Source organism: Acetobacter papayae JCM 25143 (genome assembly GCF_000613285.1).
Classification (GTDB): Bacteria; Pseudomonadota; Alphaproteobacteria; order Acetobacterales; family Acetobacteraceae; genus Acetobacter; species Acetobacter papayae.
The window spans coordinates 16,125-35,901 of record NZ_BAIN01000004.1 but is presented as its reverse complement, the minus strand read 5'-3'; the positions used below and the strand labels follow the sequence as shown (position 1 = coordinate 35,901).

The 19,777-nt window shown below is 61.0% G+C and carries 11 protein-coding genes and 4 pseudogenes; 9 read left to right on the top strand and 6 right to left on the bottom strand.

The features are described from left to right. Positions 1–60: 60 nt before the first annotated feature. From JCM25143_RS01970 to pbpC, 4 genes are read left to right on the top strand one after another with little or no spacing between them, the layout of a single operon-like run. Positions 61–2,991, top strand: coding sequence for an alpha-2-macroglobulin family protein (locus tag JCM25143_RS01970; protein WP_025859842.1), 2,931 nt, complete (start codon positions 61–63; stop codon positions 2,989–2,991). Next, positions 2,886–4,553: an alpha-2-macroglobulin family protein gene (locus JCM25143_RS01965; RefSeq protein ID WP_081773442.1), complete on the top strand. Its 1,668-nt coding sequence runs from the start codon at positions 2,886–2,888 to the stop codon at positions 4,551–4,553. Before JCM25143_RS01970 ends, JCM25143_RS01965 begins: the two co-directional genes overlap by 106 nt. Before the next feature lie 17 nt (positions 4,554–4,570). After that, a complete protein-coding gene (locus JCM25143_RS01960; RefSeq protein WP_025859840.1) occupies positions 4,571–5,047 on the top strand; it encodes an alpha-2-macroglobulin family protein in 477 nt (158 codons plus the stop codon). After that, positions 5,034–7,043: a penicillin-binding protein 1C gene (gene pbpC / locus JCM25143_RS01955; RefSeq protein WP_025859839.1), complete on the top strand. Its 2,010-nt coding sequence runs from the start codon at positions 5,034–5,036 to the stop codon at positions 7,041–7,043. The genes JCM25143_RS01960 and pbpC overlap by 14 nt, the downstream gene beginning before the upstream one ends. A 41-nt stretch (positions 7,044–7,084) precedes the next feature. Here the strand turns inward: pbpC and JCM25143_RS01950 are convergent, their stop codons facing one another. From JCM25143_RS01950 to JCM25143_RS15990, 3 genes and pseudogenes are all read right to left on the bottom strand, one after another. Continuing rightward, on the bottom strand, positions 7,085–8,239 hold the full coding sequence (locus JCM25143_RS01950; protein WP_025859838.1) for a glycerate kinase: 1,155 nt from the start codon (positions 8,237–8,239) through the stop codon (positions 7,085–7,087). Between the two features lie 50 nt (positions 8,240–8,289). After that, a pseudogene (locus JCM25143_RS15995) lies at positions 8,290–9,731 on the bottom strand (mannose-1-phosphate guanylyltransferase/mannose-6-phosphate isomerase). Positions 9,732–9,817: 86 nt separating this feature from the next. Further along, positions 9,818–10,743 (bottom strand): annotated as a pseudogene (locus JCM25143_RS15990) (LysR family transcriptional regulator). 120 nt (positions 10,744–10,863) lie between these two features. On the opposite strand from JCM25143_RS15990, the pseudogene JCM25143_RS15985 reads away from it, so the two are divergent. The 4 genes and pseudogenes from JCM25143_RS15985 to JCM25143_RS23180 all read left to right on the top strand — a co-directional run bounded on the left by JCM25143_RS15985 (position 10,864) and on the right by JCM25143_RS23180 (position 15,896). Then, positions 10,864–12,560: pseudogene (locus JCM25143_RS15985) on the top strand (MFS transporter). Positions 12,561–12,580: 20 nt separating this feature from the next. Next, positions 12,581–13,657: an HlyD family secretion protein gene (locus JCM25143_RS01930; RefSeq protein ID WP_025859837.1), complete on the top strand. Its 1,077-nt coding sequence runs from the start codon at positions 12,581–12,583 to the stop codon at positions 13,655–13,657. Between the two features lie 40 nt (positions 13,658–13,697). Then, positions 13,698–15,235 (top strand): annotated as a pseudogene (locus JCM25143_RS21815) (efflux transporter outer membrane subunit). After that, complete coding sequence (locus JCM25143_RS23180) at positions 15,165–15,896, top strand: pirin family protein (protein ID WP_369347344.1); 732 nt, start codon at positions 15,165–15,167, stop codon at positions 15,894–15,896. The pseudogene JCM25143_RS21815 and the gene JCM25143_RS23180 overlap by 71 nt, the downstream one beginning before the upstream one ends. A gap of 86 nt (positions 15,897–15,982) precedes the next feature. On the opposite strand, the gene JCM25143_RS01915 is transcribed toward JCM25143_RS23180, so the two are convergent. Then, a complete protein-coding gene (locus tag JCM25143_RS01915; protein ID WP_025859835.1) occupies positions 15,983–16,738 on the bottom strand; it encodes a class I SAM-dependent methyltransferase in 756 nt (251 codons plus the stop codon). A 787-nt stretch (positions 16,739–17,525) separates the two neighbouring features. Here JCM25143_RS01915 and JCM25143_RS21215 point away from each other — a divergent pair. Beyond that, positions 17,526–18,233: a cation:proton antiporter gene (locus JCM25143_RS21215; RefSeq protein ID WP_081773440.1), complete on the top strand. Its 708-nt coding sequence runs from the start codon at positions 17,526–17,528 to the stop codon at positions 18,231–18,233. Here the strand turns inward: JCM25143_RS21215 and JCM25143_RS20560 are convergent. Together JCM25143_RS20560 and JCM25143_RS15970 are read right to left on the bottom strand one after the other, a co-directional pair. Beyond that, positions 18,206–18,658 (bottom strand): aminotransferase-like domain-containing protein, encoded by a 453-nt coding sequence (locus JCM25143_RS20560; protein ID WP_051542756.1) that lies wholly within the window; start codon positions 18,656–18,658, stop codon positions 18,206–18,208. The genes JCM25143_RS21215 and JCM25143_RS20560 overlap by 28 nt on opposite strands. Next, a complete protein-coding gene (locus tag JCM25143_RS15970) occupies positions 18,604–19,680 on the bottom strand; it encodes an aminotransferase-like domain-containing protein (RefSeq protein WP_234394875.1) in 1,077 nt (358 codons plus the stop codon). The genes JCM25143_RS20560 and JCM25143_RS15970 overlap by 55 nt, the downstream gene beginning before the upstream one ends. Positions 19,681–19,777: the final 97 nt, after the last annotated feature.

Genomic DNA, 19,777 nt, shown 5'->3' with positions numbered 1-19,777 from the left:
CCCCTTATTTTGAAGGTGGCTCCAGTCAGCCATCCGGCTACCACGGGAAGCGCACGCCACATGAAACTACAGCAGACTGCCCTGATCGTTCTGGCAACTGCCTACCTTGCAACGCCCCTGTGTGCCGCAAAAACACCCACACCACCTGATATGCCCGGCTCACCCCGGCTGAACTTCCAGCGCCTTACCCTCAACACGGGTGGAGATACGCCAGAGGCCTGCCTGCGCTTTGACCAGCCTCTGGACAGCGCAGCCGCCCCGCAATACGCCGACCACCTGACCCTGACCCCCAGCTTCAAACCCGATGTACGGGTCAGTGGTACAGATCTGTGCCTTGGGGGGCTGGGCTGGAACACACGCTACCAGATCGCCCTTTCCCCCGGCCTGCGCGACATGGAGGGCGGCAAACTGGCTGTACCTGTCCACGTGTCCGTTGCCACGGGCGACCGCATGCCGCAACTGGCCCTGACAGGAAATGGCTATATCCTGCCGCGCCTGACCGCCGCAGGGGTCGATGTGCAGAGCGTCAACATGGATCGTGCACGTATTGTCGTATGGCGTCTGCCCAAGGCGTCCTCCCTGCGCATGAGCGGAACAACCGATAACGGCCCCCGGATCGACCTGTCCGCCACCTCCATGTCTTCATGGGAGTTCCAGTCCCTACACAATGCGCAGCTTACCCGCGTCTGGGCTGGTGTGCTGGATATCAGAAACGACCACAACAAAACCGTTACAACCGCTTTCCCGCTCGCAGGAGTAGTGCAGGGCAAACAATCCGGCCTGTATCTTGTCACAGCGGAAAACGCCGCCACACCGGCAGAAAAAAGCATTCTGCTCACCACGACCCAGTCCGACATGGATAGTGACGAACTCGCAATGCACTGGGTCAATGTCTCCGATATCGGCCTGTCTGCCATTCAGGGACATGACGGGCTGCATGTTTTTGTCCGCTCACTTGCAACAGCAAAACTTCTGTCCGGCATCGCTGTCTCGCTCATAGCCCAGAATGGCGACGAACTGGGCCAGCTCACCACCGACAGCAGCGGGCAGGCCGTGTTCGCCCCCGGGCTACTACGCGGCCAGCAGGCTCTGGCCCCTGTCTCTGTCATGGCGCAGGGGGCTGAGGGCGATTTTGCAATGCTACAGGTCAACCAGTCCTGGTTCGATTTTTCTGACCACGGCTCCGCCGGGCATCCGGCTCCCGGCGCACAGCAGGCGGTGCTGGTTACGGACCGTGGCCTGTACCGCCCGGGTGAAACCGTAAACGTCACAGCCTTGCTACGTGACCAGAAAGGCAACGCGCTTTCAAACCAGCCGCTTGTCCTTGTCCTGACACGGCCTGACGGCGTTGAAGCCCAGCGCATAACACTGCCTGCACGGGCCGGAGGTGGTTTTGTCACCACGGAAACGCTCGCCAGCAGTGCCCCCCATGGCACATGGTCGCTCTCCGCCTATGCGGACCCGACCTCTCCCTCCATCGGCGGGGCCTCGTTCTCGGTGCAGGATTTTGTGCCGCAGACACTGGAAACCACGCTCACAAGCAGTGCCAAGACATTCCCGGCCACTGGTGAGCTGGATGTTCAACTCACCGGACGTTACCTGTACGGAGCCCCTGCCACCGGACTACACGGCGAAGGCTGGGTCAAAATCATTGCCGACACCACGCCCCTGCCCGGCCTGAGTGGTTACACCTTTGGCCTGTGCACGCAGACACTCGATGAAAACAACCAGAAACTGGCCGTGCCCGACACCGACGATCAGGGCAATACGACCTTTTCCGTTACCCCTAACCTTCCCTCCGGGCAGAACCGCCCCCTGAGCGCAGTCATAGAGGCCTCGCTTTTCGAGCCGACAGGCCGCGCCGTTAAACAGACCCTCTCGCTACCGCTGGCCCGCACACAACCCATTATCGGGATCAGCACTCAGGACAGCGGCTCAAGTGGCGAAACACAGTCTGTTCCGGCGGATATTGTCACCCTCGGGCCAGACGACAAACCCGTGGCCATCAAGAACCTTGCGTGGAACATCGCACGCGAAAACGTCGTTTATGACTGGATTTACGATGCCGGACGCTGGAGTTTTCATGAGCATGTGATTGATGAGCCGGTTCAGCATGGCACCACCAGCACCGCGGAAAATGGTCGCGCCAGCCTGTCCCTGTCTCTCGCCCCCGCACGCTATCTGCTGGTTGTAACCGACCCGGCAACAGGCGTTTCAAGCTCGCGGAAGTTCTATGTCGGCTGGTGGTCGGCCGATAACAGCCAGACCAACGCACCCGACCGCCTGACCGTTACGCCCAAAGAGACAACCATCGCCCCCAACGGCAGTACGTCTGTGCATATCGAGGCCCCCTTTGCCGGGAAAGCACAGGTTATTGTCGCAACGGATCATATCGAGAGCATCCGCACGCTCGATATCCCGCAGGGTGGTGCGGATATTCCCGTGCAGGCCGGAGCCGACTGGCCCGGCGGCGCTTATGTGCTGGCAACACTCTACCGCCCGCTTGACGCTCCTGCGCGGGCACATGAGCCAATTCGCGCTGTGGGGCTGGCCTATATCGGCACGGATCAGTCCGCACACCGCCTGTCGGTTTCGCTCAAGGCTCCGGACGTCGTGCGGTCCCGCACGAAGCTGAGCATCCCCGTAACCATCAAAGGGGGGCAGACAGGCCCCCTGCACCTGACGCTCGCCGCCGTGGACAAGGGTATTATCGGACTGACAGACTGGAAACAGCCCGATATCTTCAAATCTCTTTATGGCCAGCAGGCATTGGCCATTGATGTGACAGACACGTATGCACACCTGCTCACTCCCTCCGGCCTTGCCGGCGCCATCCACGAAGGTGGGGATGAAGGGGGTGGTCAGGGTAGTGCGCTGGCCGTGACATCTACCCGCGTGGTCTCGCTTTTTTCTGGCGAGGTCACGCTGATGCCAGCGGCCATGCTGTCGTCACGCTGGATGTACCGGACTTTGAAGGCACGCTGGACCTGATGGCCACCGCATGGCGTGATGATGCCGTTGGCACCGGCAGTGCAGAAACCATCGTGCGCGACCCTGTCTTTACAGAAATAACGCTGCCACGCTTTCTTGCGCCGGGCGATACCGCCACCAGCCTTGTCTCTCTAGTAAATACAGACGGCGCCACCGGGCATTACACCGTCAGCCTCAAGGCTGATGGGCCTGTAACACTCACCGGCGCGCATGACTTCGCGGCTGATCTGACAAAGGGAACCCGCAAAAGTTTCCCCACCACATTAAGCGCGCAGGCACCGGGCATCGCCCATATTACCGCAACACTGCATGATGCCAGCGGCCATACCCTGCTAACCCGCGCGTGGGATATTCAGGTGCGCGCAGGCCACCTGCCCATGACACGCTCGCTGACCCACCAGCAGGCACCCGGAGAGTCCTATACGCTCCCCCCCAACCTGCTGGCGGATTTCGAGCCCGGTGCCACGCTGACACTCAGCTATACCGGCGTGAATGGCGTGGACACGATCGGGCTTTTGCAATCCCTGCAGGATATTTCATGGGGATCATCGGAAAACCTTGCCTCTACCGCGCGCGCCCTGCTGTCCTTCAAAGGGCATGAACATCTGGGCGCGGAGCTGGTCGAAGGGGGAGTGGATCCGTTTATCCGCAATGCCATCACGACACTGCTCAACCGCGAGGATGCAGGTGGGCGCATTGGCGATTGGCGCCTGAACGATGGTGGGACCCTGCCGTCAACACAGATCTATCTTGTTGATTTCCTCAGCCGGGCCAAAACCGCGGGCTATGCCGTGCCCCAACCCGCTCTCAACCGCGCACTGGACTGGCTTGCTACAGAACAGGCCAATGCCTCCAACACTGACAGCGATACGACCGACACCACAATAACCCCCGATACCCGCGCCTATGCGCTTTATGTGCTGGCACAGGCCGGACGCCCAAATGCACCAGCCCTGCGTGCGCTGTACGACAACATCAATATCTTTGGTGGAAGCGACCAGAAACGCACTCTGTTCTGGGGTTCAGACGCAGCAAACGCCACAAAGGCGAGTGCCCTCGCACTCGGCCATCTGGCGGGCGGGCTGATGCTGGCCAACCAGCGCAACGCAGGCCATGACGTGTTTGCCTTTGCGCGCGAAGCCCTTGTGCCCCCCAGAATCAGGCAGCCTTACCCGTTTGACGCAGCATACTGGATTTATGTCCGTGACCTGACAGGGCTGGCGGCGGTCGCCGCCGAAAGCGGCGATACGGCACTGGCGCAACATCTTGTGGACCGCTTTGCCACGCTGGCCCCCAACCCTGCGGACCTGTTGGAGCAGAGCAAGGTCAACCTGCTGGAAACCGCCAGCGCACTCAACCATGAAAATGCCGGACGGGCCATTGCCATCAACGGCAAGCGTCTGCCCGAACCTCTGAACCTGCCGGTTGCCTTTACACCTACCCCAGCCGAACAGCAGGGATATACCTCACCAATGCTGGCAGCACCCCGCTCTGGCTTTCAGTCACGACAAACGGCGCGCCCAAGGAAGCCGCAAAACCCATATCAAAAGGGTTTACGCTGACTGTTTCCACCCTGAACATGGATGGCCAGCCGGTTAACCCCGATTATCTGCGCCAGAACGACCGCTTTGTGGTGATTATCAACGGCACGGTAAAAGACCGCTATCCGCACCAATGCGTCATAACCGACATGCTGCCCGCAGGCTGGGAAATTGAAGGTGCGCTCAGTGGTGGTTCCGAAAATAGCGACGACACCGACAACGGGCTGCCCTTCCTTGGGCAAACCACCGCCGCGCGTTCCATTTCAGTCGGGGATGACCGTTTTGTCGCCGCCTTCAATATCGACGCGAATAGCGTGGAAGAAACAGACGATACGGATAGCAAGGACCATAATGCCCTGCCAGCCGGTGCCTTCCGTTTTGCCTATAGTGTGCGGGCCGTAACGCCCGGCCATTTCCTGCGCCCTGAAACGGTGGTGCAGGATATCTACCAGCCCACCAAGACCGCCCGCACCGCTGCCGGAACAACGACCATCGACCACGATGAGCCGCCCTGAAAGCGGTCAGAAACACCCCCCTTCATGGCTCCGTCTGGCTATAGCGGGGGGGCTGCTGACCTGTCTTGTGGGCAGCATTCTGGCCCTGACACTCGACCACCTATTTCCCCCGGACCTGCGCCGTGCCCACGCGCAGGCCCTTGTTCTGTATGATGCCACGCACACCCGGCTTGATGGGCGCGTCAGCACGGATGGAAGCTGGCGGCTGACCACAAACCACGCCGCAGTCGATGCGGCCTATCTGGCGCTGCTGCTCAAAACCGAGGACCGGCGCTTCTGGTGGCATCCGGGGGTGGACCCCTTTTCCATCCTGCGGGCCGCCGGGCAGCTCGCCTTCCGTGGGCATATTGTTTCAGGCGGCTCCACGCTGGCCATGCAGACAGCCCGGCTCCTTACCCCGCACCGCCACACATGGCGCGGCAAGGTTCAGGATGCCCTGCGCGCCCTCCAGCTCGAATGGCGTTACGGCCATACAGGCGTGCTCGACCTGTATCTGACGCTTGCCCCTGAAGGGGGTGCCATAGAAGGCATTACCGCTGGATCGCTCTTCTGGTTCGGCCATGAACCTGCCCATCTAAACCCAACGGAAGCGGCCCTGCTGGTCGCCCTACCCAGACGCCCCACCACCCTGCGGCCCGACCGCCACCCACAGGCCGCGCGGCAGGCAACTGCCCTTGTGCTGGCCCGCACGGGTGCCACCAGCCCGGACAGTCTGGCGTGGCACATTGGCACCGCGCATAGCCCGCATGATGCCCCCTCCCTGTTAGCGTATCTATGGCACACTGGCGCACGTGGCCCTGTCAGAACCAGCCTTGAGCACACAACACAGGCAACCGTGCTGCGTATCTTGCACGCAACCCCGCCCCCACGCCTCGGCGGCTGGGCAGCGCTTGTGCTTCGGCCCGATGCCAGCGTTGCCGCTTGGGCAGGCAATGCTGGCAATAGCTGTCCCGGCTGCGCAATGGATATGGTAACGGCCTGGCGCTCGCCGGGCTCCACATTAAAACCGTTCATCTACGGGCTGGCTTTCCAGCAGGGCGTTCTGGCCCCCGATACGCTTATGCATGACAGTGCAACGCGTTTTGCAAACTACGCGCCCCGCAATTATGACCGCATTTTCCACGGCACCACCACCGTGCGCACGGCCCTGCAACAGTCTTACAACCTGCCCGCCGTGCAAGCGCTCAACCTGATCGGGGCGCGTTATTTCATCGCGACACTACATGATAACGGCGTTGATCTGCGCCTGCCACGAGGCGCCACCCCCAGCCTTGCGCTGGCACTGGGCGGGGCTGGCATACGCATGCTTGATCTGGCGCGGCTCTATAATGCGCTCGCACATGATGGCCTTAGCACACCCCCAAGCGTTTCATGGCCTGTGCCCAACGCCCAGCCATCACGCCTGTTCAGCAGTGCTGTGGCGCGGCAGGTTCTTGGTATTCTGCGCGGCACACCTTTGCCCGATGCCGCACAAGGTAACGCTGAACGCTCCATCGCCTTCAAAACCGGCACGTCCTACGGACAGCGGGACGCCTGGGCCGCTGGCATACAATCCGGCTGGGTGGTTATTGTCTGGGCTGGCCGACCAGATGGCGCTTCCAGCCCCGGCATAACCGGGCTGCATATTGCAGCCCCCGTCATGGCGCGGATCATGGATACGCTGCCCACCACGCCTTCCAGCACCGGCATGCCCCTGCCCGCCCTTGCCCCGCTGGCTCCTTCCCTACGGGTGCTGCCCGAACAGCAGGAGCCACGCGTGCTCTCACCGCCAAATGGAGCGGTTATCGAAAGCTTCGGGCAGGATGGCACAGTAACCCCCATCGGGCTGGAGGCATCGGGGGGCGCACAGCCTTATCGCTGGATGGTCAATAACAAACTGCTGACAACCCTGCCCGGCCTGACACCTTCATGGCTGCCAGACGAGCCGGGTTTTGCCCATGTGGCCGTAATCGACGCACAGGGCCGTGCGGCGTCCGTCACTATACAGGTGCGCTAGAAACACTCTGCACAGAAAACATTAGATTTCAGCGGCCCATTTCAAGCAGGCGATAACACATCTTTAGGCGAGAGTGCCAAAAGAGCTGCAATATTGCGGGCGGTTCCACGAATGTTGGGCCGCGCATCGGCCAATGCTTCTTCCAGCAGGCAGGGACGGTTGACAACACTGAACACGGCGCTGATCCCGTGATCATAAACTGCCTCGTACCCGGCACCCAGCGCACCCGCCAGTGCAATAACCGGAACACCATGCTGGCGGGCAAGGCGGGCCACGCCCACCGGGGTTTTTCCACGTGCGGTCTGGCCGTCCAGCCGTCCTTCTCCGGTAATCACCAGATCAGCCCCCACCAGTGCGGTGTCCAGTGCCAGCGCATCCAGCACGATATCCACACCGGGCCGTAGCTTCGCCCCCAGAAAGACAGAAGCCCCCGCTCCAAGACCACCCGCAGCACCAGCCCCCGGTGCTGTCATAATGCCGGTGCTGCCCAGTGCTTCGAGTGCCTCGCCAAAGCGGATAAGTGCTGTATCCAGCAGGGCTACCATATCCGGGGTAGCCCCTTTCTGCGGCCCGAAAACGGCGGAGGCCCCGTGCTCGCCAGTCAGGGGGTTATCAACATCGCAGGCAATTTCGAACACGCACTCACCCAAACGGGGGTCGAGTGCGCTGGTGTCGATCCGGGCGAGGGCCTGCAAGGCAGCACCGCCAGTTGGTAGTTCCTGTTCGTTCTGGTCTAGAAGGCGCACGCCTAATGCTTGTGCCATACCCGCCCCACCATCATTGGTGGCGCTACCGCCCAGACCCAGAATAAAGCGGCGGCATCCGCTATCAAGCGCATGCAGGATAAGCTGGCCCAGCCCAAAAGTGGTGGCAATACGCGGATCGCGCACGGCACGGGGTACAAGGTCCAGCCCGGCGGCGGCGGCCATTTCGATAACAGCAGTTCGGCCATCGCCCAGCACACCGTAACGCGCCTGCACGAGATCACCCATGGGGCCTGTTACGTGGTGGAGACGAAACTGGCCCGCCGTTGCATGCACCAGTGCATCCACCGTGCCTTCACCCCCATCGGCAACAGGTAGGCTGATACATTCGACAGCAGGAAAAACAGCCCTGAAACCTGCCTCCACTTCCTCGGCCACAGAAAGTGAAGACAGACTTTCTTTGAAGGAATCACATACAATAACGATTTTCATGATTCTCTCCGCCCGCGCCATAACCCGACGGGCCTACTGTCAGGCCGATTTCAGGCGCGGCTGTACACATCTTCTATCCGCACGATATCGTCATCACCCAGATAAGGACCGGACTGAACCTCGATCAGCGTGAGAGGAATCTTACCCGGATTTTCCAGACGATGTACAATGCCAAGCGGCAAATAGATGCTCTCGTTCTCACGCAGCATCACAATGTCTTCCGCCTTGGTCACCAGCGCTGTACCTGCCACAACCACCCAGTGTTCGGCACGGTGGAAATGCTTCTGCAGCGACAGCTTCTGCCCCGGCTGCACCACAATACGCTTGACCTGAAAACGCTCGCCCTGAATCAGTCCTTCGTAAAATCCCCATGGGCGGTAGATGCGGTTATGGGCTGTTGCCTCCTGCCGTCCTGCATGCGTCAGGCGGGCGACCATTTTCTTGACATCCTGTGCCCGGTCACGGTGCGAAATCATGACCGCATCACGCGTGGTCACCACCACAAGGTCACTGACCCCGCACACGGTGGTCAGAATACCTTCAGAGCGGACATAACAGTTGCGGGCGTCATCCAGAAAGACATCGCCATGCACGGCATTGCCGTCTTCATCCTTGGGGCTGAGTTCCCACAGGCGTCCCAGCTTCCGATATCCGACCAGCCGAAATCTCCCGGCACGGTGGCGGCCAGTGCGGTGCGCTCGGCAATGGCATAGTCCACCGAAATATCCGGGGCAGCACAGAACGAAGCCGGGTCAAGACGCTCGAAATCCAGATCCGCCACACGCCGGGATACGGCCTGCTGCACCGCGTCGAAAACCTGCGGCGCATGGGCGCGGGTTTCTTCCAAAAAGGTGCGGGCACGGGCAATGAACATGCCCGAATTCCACAAATAGCGGCTGTCGGCCACAAGTGTTGCCGCCACCTCTGCCGAGGGTTTTTCCACAAACCGGGAGACAGTCCATGCACCCGGCACGCCCGGCAGTTCCGCCCCCTGTTCAATATAGCCATAACCCGTTTCCGCACGGGTGGGCCGCATGCCAAATGTCACCACATAGCCTTCGGCAGCGGCTGCAACGGCCTTATCCAGCGCACGGGACAGGGCAGGCACATCGCCAATCGCGGCATCGGCGGTCATGATCCACAAAATGGCATCCGGGTCCTGTTCGGCCACCAGAAACGCTGCAGCCGCCACAGCCGGAGCGGAATTACGCCCCTCCGGCTCCAGCACGATGGTGGCGTCCGTCACGCCGACCTCACGCAACTGCTCGGCAATAATGAAGCGGTGCTCCGCATTGCATACGATAACCGGTGCGGACAGACCGATGCCACTGCTGCGCAGCACGGTGTCCTGCAACAGCGTATGCTCGCCCAAAAGCCGCCAGAACTGCTTGGGATAGCTACCCCGTGACAGCGGCCATAAACGGCTCCCCGATCCCCCGGACAGAATGACCGGAATCACCTTCGGGTTTGACAGCAATACGGCTTCGTTCACAGCGCAGGCTTCCTGTTTTGTTCAGACACAGGCCCGAGCACGCATGTCTATGCTCCAGCTCTGTTCTGTCTTTGGCATGATCCCCGTCATGACACCAGTGTCCGGTCGGCAAAGACATGCCGCGTCACCCGAAAAAGGGTCTCCCGCAGCCAGCGATGCACCGGGTCCGTATCCCGGCGCGGATGCCATGCCTGAAACGCCTCAATAAACGGTAGAGCCAGCGGAAACTCGAAAGACGCCAGCCCCAGCCGGTCCATGGAAATGTTTTCAAGCACCATGCCCGGTATGGCCAGCACCAGATCGGTTTTGGCCATGGTTTCAATCATGGCATGATAATTCGGCACCACCATGGTGATCCGCCGTGTCAGGCCGTAGTCACGCAAGGCCCAGTCAATCGGCCCGCGTGCGCGCCCCCGGCGCGATACACTGATATAGTCATACTGCACCATGCTGTCCGGGGTCAGGGGCTGATCCAGAATAGGGTGCCCCTTGCGCACCAGACCGTACATCCTGTCACGGAACAGGGTCTGGCGGCGGATCTCGGGCTTGAGTGCGTCCGTAGCCCCTATGTACAGGTCTATGCTGTTATGGCGCAGCGGATCGGAGGCGGGGTCATCCACCTCGGGGGCGAAAATAATATCGCATTGCGGGCAGTCATGCCGCAGAGCCCTAAGCAGCGGCAGGCCAATCGCGGCGATGATCAGGTCATTGGCTCGGATGGTAAAGGTAGGGGCCATATTGGCAGATCGGCCAGTGCTTGTGTTTCTATCAGCGCATCGGCCATCCGCACCACCTCCTGCACACGGGCCAGAATACCCGTGGCAAAGGAGGAAGCCGTCATCCGACGGCCGGACTGCACCAGAATAGGGTCGGAAAAAACCCGCCGCAGCTTGGCCAGATGGCGGCTCATCGCGGGTTCGCTCACCTGCATGCGCCGGGCCGCGGCCGACACGCTCTCTTCTTCCACCAGCACGTGCAGATACCGTAGCAGATCGAGGTCGTACTGTCTCATCCTTCCAGTTTTAGACATCATCTGGCGCAGAGACCAGATTTAATGGTTCCGAAAAGTGGAATCATCTTCTGCCGGAAATGAGGGTTTTTTCGCGGCGGCTTTCCTTTGATCATACCAGCCATGACACATCCCGCGCCCTCTGGCGGCCCTGCTCCGGTCATTCATGCCGCACCGGCGCTGCCATCCTATATTCCGCCTTTTGGCCTGCGTACCGTTATCGGCTGCCTTGGCATGCTGCTGGCCGTGCATGTCGCGGGGTTCAACGAGCATGTAACGGAAATCGGTCTGGCCGATATCCGGGGCGCCATGCACATAGGCCATGATGAAGGAACGTGGCTGATCACACTGTACGAAGCGTTCAACATTGCCGCCATGGCTTTTACGCCGTGGTTTTACATGACTTTCTCGATCTACCGTTTTTCCATTTTCATGACGGCGGCCATGGCGCTGCTGGCCATACCAGCCCCTTTCATGCCCGATGTAACATCGCTGTGCATGTTACGGGCCATGCAGGGCATGACGGCCGGCTGCCTGCCGCCTGTGCTCATGACCGTCATGCTCAAATACCTGCCGCCTGAAATCCGTGTTTTCGGTATTGGCGGCTACGCCATGAGCGCCACATTCGGCCCCAACCTTGGCCTGCCGCTGGAGCCTTCTGGTTTGAAAACCTCGGCTGGCACTGGCTCTACTGGGAAATCATTCCCATGGCAGTACTTGCCATCGGCATGATGGCCTATGGCCTGCCCAAAGACCCCGTGCATCTGGAACGCTTCGAAAAATTCAACTGGTTCGGGCTCATGGTTGGCCTGCCCGCCATTATCTCCCTCGTAACCGTACTCTATCAGGGAGACAGGCTGGACTGGTTCCGCTCGCCATTGATCACGCATCTGACCTTCTGGGGGCTGGCGGCGTTTGTGGTGTTTGTCATCAACGAGGCGTATCACCCCAGCCCGTATTTCCGTATCCAGTACTGGAAATCACGCAACATTCAGGCGGCACTGCTGTCTCTGGTCGGTATTCTGGCCATCTGTTCGCTGCTGTCAGAAATTCCCGCTACCTATCTTGAGGAAATACGCGGCTACCGCCCGATTCAGACAGCCCCTGTCTCACTTGTAGTGGCATTGCCGCAACTTATCATGCTCCCGCTCATTGCGGCCCTGTGCAACAGTGCCCGGGTAGACTGCCGCTATGTTCTGGTGGCGGGCATGCTCTGCTTGGCCGGGGCCTCATGGCTAGGCACGTGGCTGACACCTGACTGGGTGCGCGACAATTTCTACCCCATCCAGATGCTGCAGATTCTGGGACAGCCCATGACGGTTATCCCGACACTCATGCTGGCAACACTGGCCATGGGGCCAGCGGATGGTCCCTTTATCTCGGGCATGGTCAACATGCTCAAAGGTCTGGCAAACGCCATCGCCTTTGCGTTGTTTTCCATTCTGACACGCCGCCGCGAACAGTATCACTCCACCATGCTGCTGGGCCATGGCAGCGCCCACGCCACCCCGGCGGATGGTGTTGGCAGCCCTATTGCCGGCCAGCTTGCTGGCACCTCACCCGACACGGCCCATGTGGCACACAACACGCTGCAAGTCTTTCATACCTATGTCCATGAGCAAGCCCTCGTGCTGGCTCTGGCCGATATCTATCTGGTGGTGATGGTGGTCTGCCTTGGTTACGCGGTGCTCAACCTCGTGCTGCCCAAGCGGGTTTACCCACCCCGTGCGCCCGCACGCCCCGCACCGACACAGCCTGCACCCGCTCCTGCCCTCAGCCCCCTGCCTTCTTCAGACTCCGCTCCCAATCCCGCTTCCTGACTGTTCGGAACACCCTTCGCATGATCTACAGAAAACCCCTCCTTTACGCCGGATGCGCCGCCGTGGCTCTGTCCTGCGTCGCCTGGCTCGGCTCACGTCTGGTTATTGGTGACGGCGTTCACCAGTACACCAACGATGCCTATGTCACGGCCGATTTCACCCTTGTCGCGCCCAAGGTAGCAGGCCGGATCGACCGGGTAACGGCACAGGACAACGAGCGCGTACAGGCCGGTGAGGAACTGGTGCATATCGAAGATGATGACTACCGCGCTGCACTGGATGTGGCCCACGGTGCCGTACAGGCGGCACAGGGCGACGTGTCCAACCTTGAAGCCGCCCTGCACCGTCAGGATGCGCTGATTGCGCAGGCACAGGCCGCCGTGCAGGCGGATGAAGCGGATCTGGTGTTCGCACGGCAGAACCTCGCACGTTACCGCACCCTCTCGGCGGGTGGTGCGGGCACCGTGGAACAGAAACAGTCTTCCGAAGCGAAGGAAAAGGAAGCGCTCGCCGCCACAGCGCGCGATACTGCGGCTGTCAGCGCCACTACATTACAGGTGAATGTACTGCGCGCTCAGCTTGAACGTGCACGCGGCGTGCTCCTGCGCGCCAGTGGCGATGAAAAACAGGCGGCCCTCAATCTTTCCTACTGCACCATTCCCGCCCCGGTAGACGGTGTGGTGGGGGCCCGTGGTGCCCGCGTTGGCGCTTATGTACACCCCGGCACGACAGTGATGGCAATCGTTCCCACACAGGAAGCCTATGTGCTGGCCAATTTTCAGGAAACCCAACTGACACAGGTACAGACCGGACAGAGTGCGACCGTCTGGGTCGATACCTTTCCCGGCCACCCGCTCAAGGCCCATGTGGACTCAATCGCTCCGGCAACGGATGTCGCCTTTGCCCCCATTCAGCCTGACAACGCCACTGGCAACTTTACGAAAGTGGTGCAGCGCGTTCCAGTCAAGCTGACATTCGATCCGGGCCAGAAGGAAGCCGCGAAAGTGCGCGTGGGCATGTCGGTTGAGGTCAGTATCGATACGGCTTCCCACCCGCAGGGCACCCACGCCGGAGATGCGCGCTATGTCTGGCAGTAACCCCACACGCAACAGCCTGAACAGGCCGCGGCTTAAGCTAATGACCCTGCCTGCCCTGCTGGCTTTTTCAGCCTGCACCGTAGGGCCGAACTACCACGCCCCGCAGGTGAAAGCCCCCGCCACATGGCGGCAGACCCTGCCGCCTGAAAGCAGTCAGGTCACGCTCGCCACCACGGATGCGCAATGGTGGACCATTTTCCACGACCCCATCCTTACCCGGCTGGAAGAAGAAGTCACCCGCGAGAATCTGGACCTGAAAGCCGCCTCCATGCGGTTGATGCAGAGCACCGCAGAACGACGGATCGCCAGCGCGGCGCAAATGCCCCATGTGGAGGGCAATGCGTCCTATGCGCGTGAGCGCGCCAGCACCAATGGTATTCTCGGCCTACTAGGCACCATGGAGCGCGAACGGGCAGGACAGATCGCCAGTGGCACGCAGGGCTTCGGCCCGGCTGCCATGCCCGGCAGCGTGGGCAATCCTTCGTTCAACCTGCCTCAATACGGCATGAACGCCTCATGGGAAGTAGACCTGTGGGGCCATGTGCGCCGTCAGGTGGAAGCCGCCACAGCCGCCGTGCACGCCACGGAAGACATGCGGCGCGATGTGCTGGTGTCGCTCATGGCGGAAACCGCACAGGACTATATCGCCCTGCGAGGCGTGCAGGCCCATATCGCCATCGTACATAATAATATTGATGTCGCCCGCCATAGCGTGGAGCTGACACGCCTGCGCTTTCAGCAGGGGGCTGCAACCCAACTGGATGTGGCTGAAGCCACCGGGCAACTCCACAGTTTTGAATCGCGTCTCGCTCCGCTGGAAAGCCAGCAGGTGCATTTCCTCAACGCGCTGAGCTTTCTGGTCGCGCGCGAACCCGGCGCACTGGATGCGGAACTGGGCAGGCCGCAGGCTATTCCCGTTGCCCCACCCGCTGTGCCGGTGGGCCTGCCCTCGCAACTGGCTGAACGCAGGCCTGACATCCGCATGGCGGCTGAGCGCCTGCACATGGCCACAGCCAGTATTGGCGTTGCCATCGCAGATTTTTTCCCACGCATAACGCTCTCGGGTAGTCTTGATATTCAGGCGCTGCAATTCAGCGGCCTTGGGTCATGGGCATCGCGCCAGTATGGGTTTGGCCCGACCGCCACCCTGCCTCTTTTTGAGGGCGGGCGGCTGACCGGCCAGCTTCACCTGCGCAAGGCCCAGCAGCAGGAGGCCGCTCTGGCGTTCCAGCGCACGGTGTTGAAAGCCTGGCAGGAAGTAGACAACGCCATGGCCGACTTTACCGCCGCCCAGAACGAACGCGATCACCTGAACGATGCCGTGCATGAAAACGAAACAGCCGTAAAAACCGCGCAGGCCCAGTATGTTGCCGGGGCGTCTGACTTCCTGACCGTACTGACACTACAAAATGCCCTGCTTTCATCTCAGAACGCACTGGTGGACGCCACAACGCAGGTGGCCAGTAATCTGACACAGGTCTACCGCGCCTTGGCGGGGGATGGGAAAATGTCGCCCCGCTGGCCACGATCACCCGCACCACCTCCACAGGCAGCAAGACCACGGCAGGCAAGGGATAACAGCAGCATGATAGTGCTTTTACAGCCAGAAGCCTGTCCACAGAACCACCAGACAGGCCTGCGCATGCAGGCCTATGCCCTTCCGGGCGATGCAGCCACGCGCAGCGCACTGGCGGCGGTGCTGGTAGCAGACATGCCCGCAGGCAGTCTCTACTCCCCACCACCCCCGGTGCGGGATATGGATATCCTGACATGGCTGCACCACGGTGCTTTGCGGGCCAGTGCCCCGCCCTTTCCGCCCGAAGATATCGCGGCTGACTGGCTGCATGCTATCGGCACGCAGGAAAACGGCACGCCCCCCACATGGCAGGCGGAGCAGGACAGCCGCCTGATCCAGTTCCACCTCCTGCCCGAAACACAGGATTCGGCACCCGAACAGAGTCTGCGCCCCGGTTTTGCGGCACTTGAGGATGGTGGCTTGCGTATTCTGGCTTCAGGCTTTCCCGAGGACGACCCGGAAGACAACCCCGAAAGCACCCTCACCATTACCGATGGTGCTCCCCTGACCCTACGCAGCAGGGCCCGGTTACTACACGCGGCCCTACCACCGAACGAAGGGGCCGCCTACCAGACAACACCCGGGCGCGCCCTGTTTGCACTGGTAGTGGAAGGAACCGTGCAAATGGGTGAAACCATGCTTCAGGCACAGGACGCCGCCTGATAACCGACAAGGAAAGCCTGACCATAATAGCCATTGCCCCCAGCGTGGTTCTGCTGATGGACAGCCCCCTCGCACCCCCGAGCCTCTTATGAGGCTGTCACCTCAAAACTACTAACATCCAGCATAAAACTGCCATCCGCCGCCATTTCAAAAAAACGGGTAACCTCTTCAGGTGCACTCTGCTGAAGAGCGCGAATGGCCGCTACACAGGTGGGGGAGGTTTTCGTACGGGCCACCCAGCTTTCGAACACCATTGGCAGGCGGTGTGTCTGCATCGAACGAACAACAAAACCCGCCTGCCCCAGCATCGCTGTCCATTCCGCCATGGAGTAGTCCCGCACATGCGAGAGATCACGCAGCAGTTCGAGCGTTTGCAGCCAGCTATCGCACAGGGCGGAAGAGGGCGCCGTCACGTCAATGAACACGGCCACGCCATCTGGGGCGAGCACACGCCGGGCCTGTATCAGTCCTGCGAGGGCATTCGCCCAGTGATGAATTGTAAAACGGCAGAAAACCGCGTCGAACGTGCCCGCCGCAAACGGCAGGTTTTCTGCCGGAGCCTGCACCGTGCTGATATTGGACAGCCCACGCCGTCCGGCTTCCTGCGCTACGGCATCCAGCATGGCGGGCGTAACATCGCAGGCCACCACCTCCTGCACATGCGGAGCCAGCCGATAACTAACATGCCCGCCGCCGCACCCCAGATCCAGAACCCGCCTTAGCCCACGCCCTGCGACACTGCGCTCGATCAGGTCCAGATCCTGCCCCTGACTATGGACGGCGCTGGCCACATAATCCTGTGCCCGCTCGCCATAATGCCTTGCCACGAAAGGTTGCGTCATTGTCCTGATCCTGTCCCTCGATCGTCGCGCATAACCGCGTAAAGTGCCGGTTTACCCAGCGCTACCGGCCGCAACCATACGGGGGGAAACACCAGCGCGCCAGCACGTTCAAACCCTGCCTCCACACAGAAAAGTGTGCGGCTGTCCAGCCCTTCTCGGCGCGTAGCGCATGAAGATACAACATATTGGCATGCAATTTTTGCATATTTCGTATACACTCCCCTCTCTAAACGCAGGACCAGACAGAACAAGGATGAAACATGGCAGAAATAACGGCACTTCTGGCTGATATCGGACTTTTTGTACTACTCCCATGGATATTCTGGCGGCTGACCCGCAAGGTGCTGCCTATTGTCGTCTTGCCGATTCTGCTGGGTATAGTGCTTGCTGCCTGGCATGTACCGGTCAAACAGATCGGCATTCCTTCGGTTTATGGTACCGATATTGGCTGGGTTGCTGTTCTTGTTCTGGCTTTTACTGCCGGGCTGGAAATGTGGCAGCACCCCGGTGATGGCCCCTCCGCACATGCGCTGCCCCAGCCCGGCCTCTGGCGGCTGCTGACAGGCGCACTTGTGGCGCTGGGCGGGCCCTTTCTGGTGGGCTCCATTCTGGCTTATACGGTTTTCCTGCATCTGCCCGGCTGGGCCGCACCGCAGGCAGCGCCGTGGGTTTCTGCCGCATCCATCGGGCTCTGCATTGCTGTCAGCGCCCTGCCTGTACTGATTGGCGTGGTGCGCGAGCTTGACCCTGTGCACAAACCCATGGGCCAGCTTGCCCTCAAGCTTGCGTGGTGGACGATGCAGCATTGTGGATCGGGCTGGCAGCCCTTCAGTTCGCAGCCCGCGGGTCTTCCGCGCTGCATGGCTGGACATCACTGGAATTTCTGGCCATCGGGCTGCTTGTCGCCATGGCGGCGGCTGGCAACTGGGCCTCGCGCCATTTCCTGCACCCGCCGACATGGGTTATCTGGGTAACGGTGCCGGTTTATATGGCTGCCGGTGCATGGGCCAGTATGCAGCTTGGCCTGCATGAGCTGATCGGGGCCTATTTCGCTGGTGCGCTGATGCCCCCAAGCTGGGTGCGCCGCCTGCCAGTGGAAGAAGTCGGAGCCTTCGCGCTGATCTGGCTCGCCCCGCTGTTTTTCGGCCATTCGGGCATGAAAATCGATGGCGATGCCCTGACATGGCCTTCCGTTCTGGCGTCTCTAGCACTTGTGGCGGTGTCGATCGTAGCAAGATTGCTGCGGTCTTCCTCTATCCGCCCACCTCCGGGCTCAAACTCCGCCAGACACTCGGTATCGGCGCGCTGCTGCAATGCAAAGCTGATGGAAATCGTGGCAGCCACCATCCTGCACCAGAAAGGCATGCTATCGGAATTCGCCTTTGCCGCACTGGTCGTGCTTGCCGTGCTGTCCACCACACTCACCGGGCCGCTGTTCAGGCTTCTGGCTCCGCCCATCCCGCGCGATCAGCCTGCTCCGTCATTGCGGGCATAATCTGCCAGCCTGCGCACGGCGGTAATAATCCGCCGTGGCGGAATGGCCGCAAAGCCGAACAGCACACCCTGCCGGGCCGGGGGACCAAGATAAGTATCAGACAAGGGCCGCAGCAGAATACCGCAGGCCCTTGCCCCGGCACAGAAAGCCCGGTCATCGCGCCCGTCTTTGAGGGTACCAATCAGATGCACACCCGCATCGGACGGCTCCATATGCACGATATCGCCCATATGCCGGGTTATTTCCTCCACCAGTATCGTTTGGCGCTCCCTGTATATCCGGCGCATACGTCGGATATGGGCTGCAAACTGGCCTGAGCGCATGAAAGACAGTAGCGTGACCTGTTCCAGCAATGGCGGGTGCCGGTCGATCACACTTTTGGCGTTGGCAAATGCCGCCGCGTAAGCCGGTGGCGGCACCAGCACCCCAAGCCGAAACGTGGCAGAAGCGATTTGCTGAACGTCCCCAGATAAAAAACCCGCCCAGCGCTATCCATGCTCTGCAATGCGGGCAACGTGGTGCCTGCGTAGCGAAACTCGCTGTCGTAATCATCCTCCACCACCAGCGCACCGCAGGACTGGGCAAACGCCAACAATTCGACCCGGCGCGCCATGCTCATCGTCACCCCCAAGGGATACTGGTGCGAGGGCGTGACAAAAATCAGCTTGGGCAAAGGCTCACGGCGGCGGCCTTCCTCCACGGACAGGCCCTCGGCATCGACTGGCACCGGCACAAGCCTTGCCCCTGCCGCACTAAAGGCGCTGCGAGTGCCGCCATAACCCGGCTCTTCAACCCAGACAGCCTCTCCGGGGTCCAGCAGCACGCGCGCCAGAAGATCCAGCGACTGCTGCGAACCCGATGTCATGATCACATCGCTACCCGCCGCCCGCAAAAACCGCGTTGCGCGCAGGTTCTGGGCTATGACCTCACGAAGGGGCGCATGGCCTGCCGCTGGTGCATAACCGAGCATATCAGGCTGCACCTGCCGCCAGCTTCGCGCCATCAGCCTGACCCAGCTATCGAGCGGAAAAACATCAAAAGCAGGTACATCCGCCACAAAGGGAACCGGGCTCGCGCTCCCGCCTTCAAGCCCCATAGCGGCAAGCTGCCGCCCCCGCGCGGACAAAACAGGCGGCGCGCCCGCTCCCTCATCGGGCACCGCGTCGGTACGGGCCTCCAACGGGGGAAATGCCGCATCCTCTGGCAAAACAGATGCCACATAAACACCAGCGCCACCGCGCGCATGGGCATAGCCCTCATCTGCCAGACGGGTATAGGCCGCCACCACCGTATTACGCGACAGCCCTAACTCCGCCGCCAGAACCCGGCTAGCAGGCAGGCGCGTGCCCGCCTCGACACGACCAGTCAGAATGGCCTCGCGCAGTTGCGCATAAAGCCGAGCGTAAACCGGCTGCCCGCTGTCAGGCTCCAGATTAAAGGCCAGCAACGAACCAGAGGCAGCATATTGACGTGGCACGGCTTCCCCACACGACAATTGTTCGGGCATAGCCTATCGTGGAGCAGGCTTCCCCTGCTGACAAGGC

What these genes read in the sequence shown, in the direction of transcription:
- JCM25143_RS01970 (WP_025859842.1), top strand. Translation starts at nt 61, where the DNA reads ATGAAACTACAGCAGACTGCCCTGATCGTTCTGGCAACTGCCTACCTT.
- pbpC (WP_025859839.1), top strand. Translation starts at nt 5,034, where the DNA reads ATGAGCCGCCCTGAAAGCGGTCAGAAACACCCCCCTTCATGGCTCCGT.
- JCM25143_RS01915 (WP_025859835.1), bottom strand. Translation starts at nt 16,738, where the DNA reads ATGACGCAACCTTTCGTGGCAAGGCATTATGGCGAGCGGGCACAGGAT.
- JCM25143_RS01930 (WP_025859837.1), top strand. Translation starts at nt 12,581, where the DNA reads ATGATCTACAGAAAACCCCTCCTTTACGCCGGATGCGCCGCCGTGGCT.
- JCM25143_RS01950 (WP_025859838.1), bottom strand. Translation starts at nt 8,239, where the DNA reads ATGAAAATCGTTATTGTATGTGATTCCTTCAAAGAAAGTCTGTCTTCA.
- JCM25143_RS23180 (WP_369347344.1), top strand. Translation starts at nt 15,165, where the DNA reads ATGTCGCCCCGCTGGCCACGATCACCCGCACCACCTCCACAGGCAGCA.
- JCM25143_RS01960 (WP_025859840.1), top strand. Translation starts at nt 4,571, where the DNA reads ATGGATGGCCAGCCGGTTAACCCCGATTATCTGCGCCAGAACGACCGC.